The organism is Chromobacterium sphagni (assembly GCF_001855555.1).
GTDB classification, from domain to species: Bacteria; Pseudomonadota; Gammaproteobacteria; order Burkholderiales; family Chromobacteriaceae; genus Chromobacterium; species Chromobacterium sphagni.
In genome coordinates this window covers 1-6,527 of the sequence record NZ_MKCT01000104.1, presented here as the reverse complement: position 1 = coordinate 6,527, position 6,527 = coordinate 1, and the positions used below count along the sequence as shown (strand labels likewise).

The 6,527-nt window shown below is 64.2% G+C and carries 6 protein-coding genes; 2 read left to right on the top strand and 4 right to left on the bottom strand.

The genetic code is table 11. The features are described 5' to 3' along the window. Together flgC and flgB are read right to left on the bottom strand one after the other, a co-directional pair. On the bottom strand, positions 1-391 hold a 391-nt coding region (gene flgC / locus BI344_RS22565), incomplete at its 3' end, for a flagellar basal body rod protein FlgC (protein ID WP_071115022.1). Between the two features lie 6 nt (positions 392-397). Beyond that, positions 398-808 (bottom strand): flagellar basal body rod protein FlgB, encoded by a 411-nt coding sequence (gene flgB, locus BI344_RS22560; RefSeq protein WP_071115023.1) that lies wholly within the window; start codon positions 806-808, stop codon positions 398-400. Positions 809-1,070: 262 nt separating this feature from the next. On the opposite strand from flgB, the gene BI344_RS22555 reads away from it, so the two are divergent. Next, on the top strand, positions 1,071-1,868 hold the full coding sequence (locus tag BI344_RS22555; RefSeq protein WP_071115021.1) for a response regulator: 798 nt from the start codon (positions 1,071-1,073) through the stop codon (positions 1,866-1,868). A gap of 3 nt (positions 1,869-1,871) precedes the next feature. Here the strand turns inward: BI344_RS22555 and BI344_RS22550 are convergent, their stop codons facing one another. Both BI344_RS22550 and BI344_RS25695 read right to left on the bottom strand, forming a co-directional pair. Then, positions 1,872-2,699 (bottom strand): hypothetical protein, encoded by an 828-nt coding sequence (locus tag BI344_RS22550; protein WP_071115020.1) that lies wholly within the window; start codon positions 2,697-2,699, stop codon positions 1,872-1,874. An 81-nt stretch (positions 2,700-2,780) separates the two neighbouring features. After that, positions 2,781-4,376: an EAL domain-containing protein gene (locus BI344_RS25695; protein WP_241499455.1), complete on the bottom strand. Its 1,596-nt coding sequence runs from the start codon at positions 4,374-4,376 to the stop codon at positions 2,781-2,783. 562 nt (positions 4,377-4,938) lie between these two features. Here BI344_RS25695 and BI344_RS22540 point away from each other — a divergent pair. Next, entirely contained in the window at positions 4,939-6,246 is a 1,308-nt protein-coding gene (locus tag BI344_RS22540) for a DEAD/DEAH box helicase (protein ID WP_071115018.1), read from the top strand. The last annotated feature ends 281 nt before the right edge of the window (positions 6,247-6,527 follow it).

The following is a 6,527-nucleotide window of genomic DNA, read 5'->3' as shown; positions in this document are numbered from 1 at the left end:
TTTTCTGCAGCAGACTCTTGGCGGTGTTCATCATTTCAACGTTGTTCTGGTAGGCGCGAGAGGCGGCGATCATGTCCGCCATCTCCTCCACCACGTTGACGTTGGGCATGGTCACATAGCCACGCTCGTCCGCCAGCGGATTGCCCGGTTCGTATTTCAGCCTTGGCGGCGTCTGGTCTTCCACCACCGAAGTCACCCGCACCCCGGCCACCTGCGGCTGCGCCGTATCAACCGGCACCGCGGTGAACACCACATGCCGGCCCTTGTACGGCTGGCCGGTGGAACTGGTAGCGCTTTCCGCGTTGGCCAGATTGCTGGCCACCACGTTGAGCCGCATCGATTGCGCCGACAGCGCCGAGCCGGAGATGCTGAACAGATTCGACAGAGACATCTAACCTTAACTCCCAGAACCTTGAATGGCCGAATTCAGACTGCTGATGCGCTTGCCCAGGAAGGTCAGCGTGGTCTGGTACTGCAAAGCGTTGTCGGCGAAAGCGCCGCGCTCCACATCCATATCCACCGTGTTGCCATCCAGGCTGGGCTGCACCGCGCTGCGATACTGCATGGGCACATTGGCAGCCGCTCCACCGGCATCGCTCGCCAGATGGCGCGGATCGGTGACAACCATCGCCAGTTTTCCCTGTTTGTCCTGCTGCGCCTGCAAGGCCGCCTTGAAATCAAAATCCACAGCCTTGTAATACGGCGTTTCAGCATTGGCGATATTGCTGCCTATCACCTCGGCGCGATACGCCTGCAGATTCAGCGCGCGCTGCTGGAAATCGAAATAGTGGGCAATCTTGTCTAGCATGAACAACCTCCCTTGCTGGCTCATAGTAAAGCACGAAGCGTGCCAGCCCTGCGCCGCGCCGCCAAACCATTGTTTTCCAAAGACACGGCCCGCCCGACGGCAAAAAATCGTCCGCCTGCCGCATAACGCGGCGGCAAAACTTGCCGCCGCGACACATTCCCGCCGCGCCAGATCAGCGATCTTGAGGATTTTGCTTGCCCAGCCAGCAAAATCGTGCCAAAACCGTCAATAATGCAATCAAGCGGAATGCAGGAGCAGGGTTATGCTGGCTCTAGAGCAACTACTGATTTCACTTGCCGAACCTTCGCCGGTCCAGGCGCAAATCATCACCAAGGCGCTGGAGACGCTGGGCGCCACCCAGATTGAAATCCACCTGGGCGGAGAAGAGCTGATCCAGCAGGCGCGCGAGCGCAGGCCGAATCTGGTGATCAGCGCCTACCACCTGCCCGACATGACCGGCAGCCAGCTGGTGCAGACGCTGCGAGACAGCGACGACCTCTACGACATGCCCTTCATCCTGGTTTCCAGCGAAACCAATCCGGACCGGCTGGAAGCCATCCGCCAGGCCGGCAGCCTCGCCATCCTGCCCAAACCCTTCAGCGAGCAGGAGCTGCAGACCGCGATGCAGTCGGTGATCACCTTCCTCAACTGCGACAGCCTGGGCGCGGAAGTGGATGCCGACATGGCGCTGATGAACGTGCTGATCGTCGACGACAGCAGCACTTCCCGCCACCACATCCGCCAGGTGCTGGAAAAGCTGGGCTTCGAGCACTTCTGCGAAACCAGCGGCGGAGAGCGCGCGCTGCAGTTGATCGAGCAGGAGGCGTTCCAGCTGATCATCACCGATTACCACATGCCGGAAATGAACGGCCTGGAGCTGGCGCGGCACATCCGCGGCAGCGGACTACAGGAACGCACCCCGATCCTGATGATCACCAGCGACAGCGAGCACATCGGCCCGGCCGAACTCGAGGACGCCGGCATCGCCGCCAGTTGCAACAAGCCGTTCGAGATGGAAAAGCTGCGCCAGCTGATCCGCCAGCTGCTCAACGAATACTAGCGCTCAGCGCGGCGCCACCCACACCAGGCGGGAATGGGCCTTGTCCTCGCCGAACGACTGCCGGCGCCAGTAACCCTGATTCTGATAGGCGGCAGCCGCCTCGAGATCCTCCACCCGGCAAAAGGTGATCTCGCCGAAGCCGGCCTTCAGCAGCTGGCTGCGCGCCCTCTGCCGCGTCTTGGCGCAGGAGGGATGACCCGCGGCCGCCACCCAGTCCGCCGGCGCGCCGGCCTCCCAGCCCTTGACCCGCGCCAGCCGCGGCTGAGTCATCATCGCCAGGCCGTTGAGCACCGCCGCCAGCAAGCCCTGCCAGGCAGCGCCCACCGCCGCCAGCTGCGGCACCAGCTCGCCAGGGTACTCCACCCTCGCCACCTCCACCTGGTCGGCCGCTTGCAGCCAGTTGACGCCGTCCGGCGCAAAACCCATCCGCACCATGGTCAGCAGCAGCGCGCGCCGCTCCGGCTGATGCGCGATGAAAGCCCCGCCCTCGCCCGGCACATGCAGAAAAAACGCCTCAGCGGGCAACGCCAGGGTATCGGGCAGATTGCCCGGTTGCCGGGTGTGCGCCAGAGCCTGCGCCAAGCCGCCGTCCAGATGCGACACCACCCGTCCGTGGCGGAAAAAATGCCCCCAGGCCTCGGCCAACGCCAACTCGCAGCCGATGGCCGCCTGCGGAATCTCGAATACCTGCGCCGCGCGCTCCAACTCCCGCCGGATCACGTCCTTCATCTGCGCCCTGGCCTCGGCCACCTGCGCGGCTTGGACATAAAGCTGACCCACCCGCTTGGCCCAAGGCCGGGTGACCGCATAGCGCTGCACGGCATACTCCATTCCACTGCTTCCTTACAAACGAAAAAAGGGCCGCATTGTAACAAACGCAGCCCCGCACCCCAAACCGGCGCGCCGACACCCTCACGAAACGCCGCCATCCTTGCCCGCCGCCCGCCCCGCCGCCGGGGAACGGCGCAGAAAATGCTGCCGGTCGTCGATGATTCCAGAGTACAGCCATTGCCGGAAATGATTGAGCGTCATCGGCTTGCCAAAATAGAAGCCCTGCAGCAGCTCGAAGCCCTTCATGTTGAGGTAGCTCTGCTGCCCCTGCGTCTCCACGCCCTTGACAATCACCTGCACGCCGATCAGACCCGACGACATCAGCCGGCCATCCAGCACATTGCCGCGCAGGCAATCCAGCCCCAGCGCCGAGACAAAACCTTTTTCCACCTTCAAATAGTCAAAGCCCCAGCGCTGCAGATAGGCCTTGTCGGCATAGCCGGAGCCAAAGTCGTCCAGCGTCAGCTTGACCCCCAGCCGGCGCAGGCTGCGGATCACCTCCAGCGCCCCGGAGCCCTCCCGCAGCGGCGTTTGCTCCGACACCTCCAACACCAGCACCGCCTGCTTTTCCTTCAGCATCTCCAGCATCTCGCGGCAGTCGTCCACCAGCCCCGGCATGGCCAGATGCTCGCTGGCGACGTTCACCCCCACCATGAAGCCCGGCGGCAGCACCACCTGGCGCAACTCGCCCGTCACCCGCCGGAGCAGATAGCGAGTCAGGGGCACGATCAGGCCGGCGTCGATCGCGGTCTGGATGAACAGATCGGAACGGACATTGCCCTGCACCGGATGACGCCAGCGCGCCAAGACCTCCACCCCGACGCATTCGCCGCCGGCCGCCGTGACGACTGGCTGGTAATGGGCGAAGAACTCCTGCAACCGGATGCCCTCGAGAATTTCCCAATCGCTGGCATTGCGCACGCCGGCGCCGCGCAGCAGCCGCGATGCCAGCACCGCACCCACCAGCAAAGCCAGCAGCAGCACTCCCAGATGTTCCTCGCCATTGCGCCAGACCAGGTCCCAGGCATCGCCGCGCGCCACCACCGCCATCCCGCCAGCAAGGCTTTGCACCGGCGCGTCCGCGCGATCCGCCCACTCCCTCGCCGGCGAAAGCGCGCCATCGGCGGAAAACTGCTCGCGGCCCACCCGCACCTGCAACTCCACCCCGCCCTGGCGCGCCTGCGACAACAGCGCCTGCAGCCAGCCGGCATCCACTTCCAGCGCGGCATTGCCCGCCTCGCCGCGCAGCAACAGCGCCGGCCCGCGCTCCCCGGCCGGAATCCACTGCAACCGCGGCTCGCCGAGCGGCGCATCTTTGCGCGCCAGATCAGACCCGCACCACAAACCGTCCGGCAAACGCCGCACCGCGTAGCGGACATGCGGCGTCTTCTGAACGATGGATGCCAATTCGGCGCGCGCCAGCAGGCAGCCAGGCGCGTCCGCCGCCACCGAAGCCACCCGCGGCAGCACCGCATAGGCCGGCGCCAATTGAATAACCAGCTGGCGCGCCAACCACTGCGCGCGCGCCGCCAGCTCCGCATCCGCGGCCCACCACTGCTGCAACAGCAGCGCGCCCATCGCCAGCAAGGCGCTGCCCGCCATCGCCAGACCGTACACCGCGCCGGGCCGCAGCCGGACAGCCCGCCCGGACAGCCACCGGCCGAATTTTTTTATCATGAATGCCCGCTCCGCCATCGCAGCGCATGTCGCGACATGGCATTGGCCATCGACACAAGACGGCTCATCATTGCCCTAAAACCATCCGGCGACCTCTGGTAGATATACGTCCAGTGTAGCGGCCGGCATCCGGATCGCCAGCGCCGGAGCGGGCGGGCGCCCGATAAAGCGTCCGCACGGCGCGCCACCCCGGACCCACGCCCACCCGCCCTGGACAGTAAAAACTTTTTTTGAAACCCCTCCGCGGCAAGCCATAAAACAATCAAATACTTACCCGGACAGATTGAATAAAACTGTTGCAAACCGGCAAAATTTACCGTATAGTCCGGCTTCTTGCATTTTCACCGGGCAAACCCAAACCTCACGCCTCTTGCCCGAGTGTTTTTTCATCGTCCCTGACCCATTCCAGGCTTCGTCCAAGCAATAATGTCGTTTTCCGACTGGACCGCTGTTCGCCGCTTGCCAGGTTAGTGCCGATGATTTACGGCCCAAAGGCGCCGTATAACCGCCACGAAATCTGGCTATAAGTGACGCCGGCATCATCCGGCCTGAAAGGACATACATGAACTTTTCCGATCTGGGCATCGCCCCGACCATCCTGCGCGCTCTGGAAGCTGCCGGCTACACCTCCCCGACCTCCGTTCAAGCCGAAGCCGTGCCCGCCGCCATCGCTGGCCGCGACCTGCTGGTTTCCGCCCAAACGGGTAGCGGCAAGACCGCAGCCTTCCTGCTGCCGGCGCTGACCAAACTGTCGGAACGCTCTACCGGCAAGGGCCAAGGCCCGCGCGTTCTGGTGCTGACCCCAACCCGCGAACTGGCGCAGCAAGTTGAGAAGAACGCGCTGGAATACGGCAAGGACCTGCGTTGGATGAAAACCGCCTGCCTGGTGGGCGGCTCCTCCTTCGGCTACCAGATCCGCGCGCTGAGCCGCCCGATCGATCTGGTGGTGGCGACCCCGGGCCGCCTGATGGACCACATGCGCTCCGGCCGCATCGACTTCTCCCGCCTGGAAATGCTGGTGCTGGACGAAGCCGACCGCATGCTGGACATGGGCTTCATCGACGACATCGAAGCCATCGTCAAGGCTACTCCGGAAACTCGCCAGACCGTGCTGTTCTCCGCCACGCTGGACGGCATCGTCGGCCGCATGGCTGAAAAGATGACCCGCGATCCGCAACGCATCGAGATCGCCCGCACCGAAACTTCCGGCGGCACCATCGAAGAACACCTGCTGTACGCCGACGACCTGAACCACAAGCATCGCCTGCTGGATCACATCCTGAAAGAATCGGGCTTTGACCAGTGCGTGATCTTCTCGGCAACCAAGGCCTACACCGAAGAGCTGGCCGACAAACTGTCGGATCAGGGCTACTCCGCCGCCTGCCTGCATGGCGACATGCCGCAAAGCTGGCGTAACCGCACCCTGAACGACCTGCGTCGCGGTCGCATCAAAGTGCTGGTAGCCACCGACGTCGCAGCTCGCGGCATCGACGTGCCGACCATCACCCACGTGGTGAACTTCGACCTGCCGAAGCAGGCTGAAGACTACGTGCACCGCATCGGTCGCACCGGCCGCGCCGGCCGCGACGGCACCGCCATCACCCTGGCGGAGTCGAAAGAGTCGCACAAGGTGCGCCGCATCGAGCAATACCTGAAGCGCTCCATCACCGAAGGCGTGATCGAAGGCATGGAACCGACCCGTCGTCCGTCCAAGGGTGGCCCGCGTCGCAACAGCGGCAAGCCGGGCGGCTACGGCGATCGTCGCGGCAGCGGCGGCTACCAAGGCCAGCGCCGCGAAGGTGGCTACCAGGGCAATCGCCGCGAGGGCGGTTACCAGGGCAATCGCAGTCCGCGCAGCAACGCGCAGTAAATCGCATCTGGCAACGAAAAACGGCGGGCTATCCCGCCGTTTTTTTCGTTCTGAATCCCTTTACTTGCCTGACGGCGCCGAGCCACTCCGCCACGCCCATGAACGAACCATTGGGCGTTTCATTGCCATAAATGGCGCCATCCGGCATCACCCCCGGCTCGCCAACGCCAACAACAGCCATGCGCCGTGCGGCAGCCATTGCTCGCTCCAACGCCAGGACTGGCTGATATCGGTCTGCCCCGGCAGCCGAAAGGCGATGCCGCCCTGCTCGCCGGCGCGGC

Excerpts from the sequence above, each read along its gene's own strand:
- BI344_RS22555 (WP_071115021.1), top strand. The coding sequence starts at position 1,071 with ATGCTGGCTCTAGAGCAACTACTGATTTCACTTGCCGAACCTTCGCCG.
- BI344_RS25695 (WP_241499455.1), bottom strand. The coding sequence starts at position 4,376 with ATGATAAAAAAATTCGGCCGGTGGCTGTCCGGGCGGGCTGTCCGGCTG.
- BI344_RS22550 (WP_071115020.1), bottom strand. The coding sequence starts at position 2,699 with ATGGAGTATGCCGTGCAGCGCTATGCGGTCACCCGGCCTTGGGCCAAG.
- flgB (WP_071115023.1), bottom strand. The coding sequence starts at position 808 with ATGCTAGACAAGATTGCCCACTATTTCGATTTCCAGCAGCGCGCGCTG.
- BI344_RS22540 (WP_071115018.1), top strand. The coding sequence starts at position 4,939 with ATGAACTTTTCCGATCTGGGCATCGCCCCGACCATCCTGCGCGCTCTG.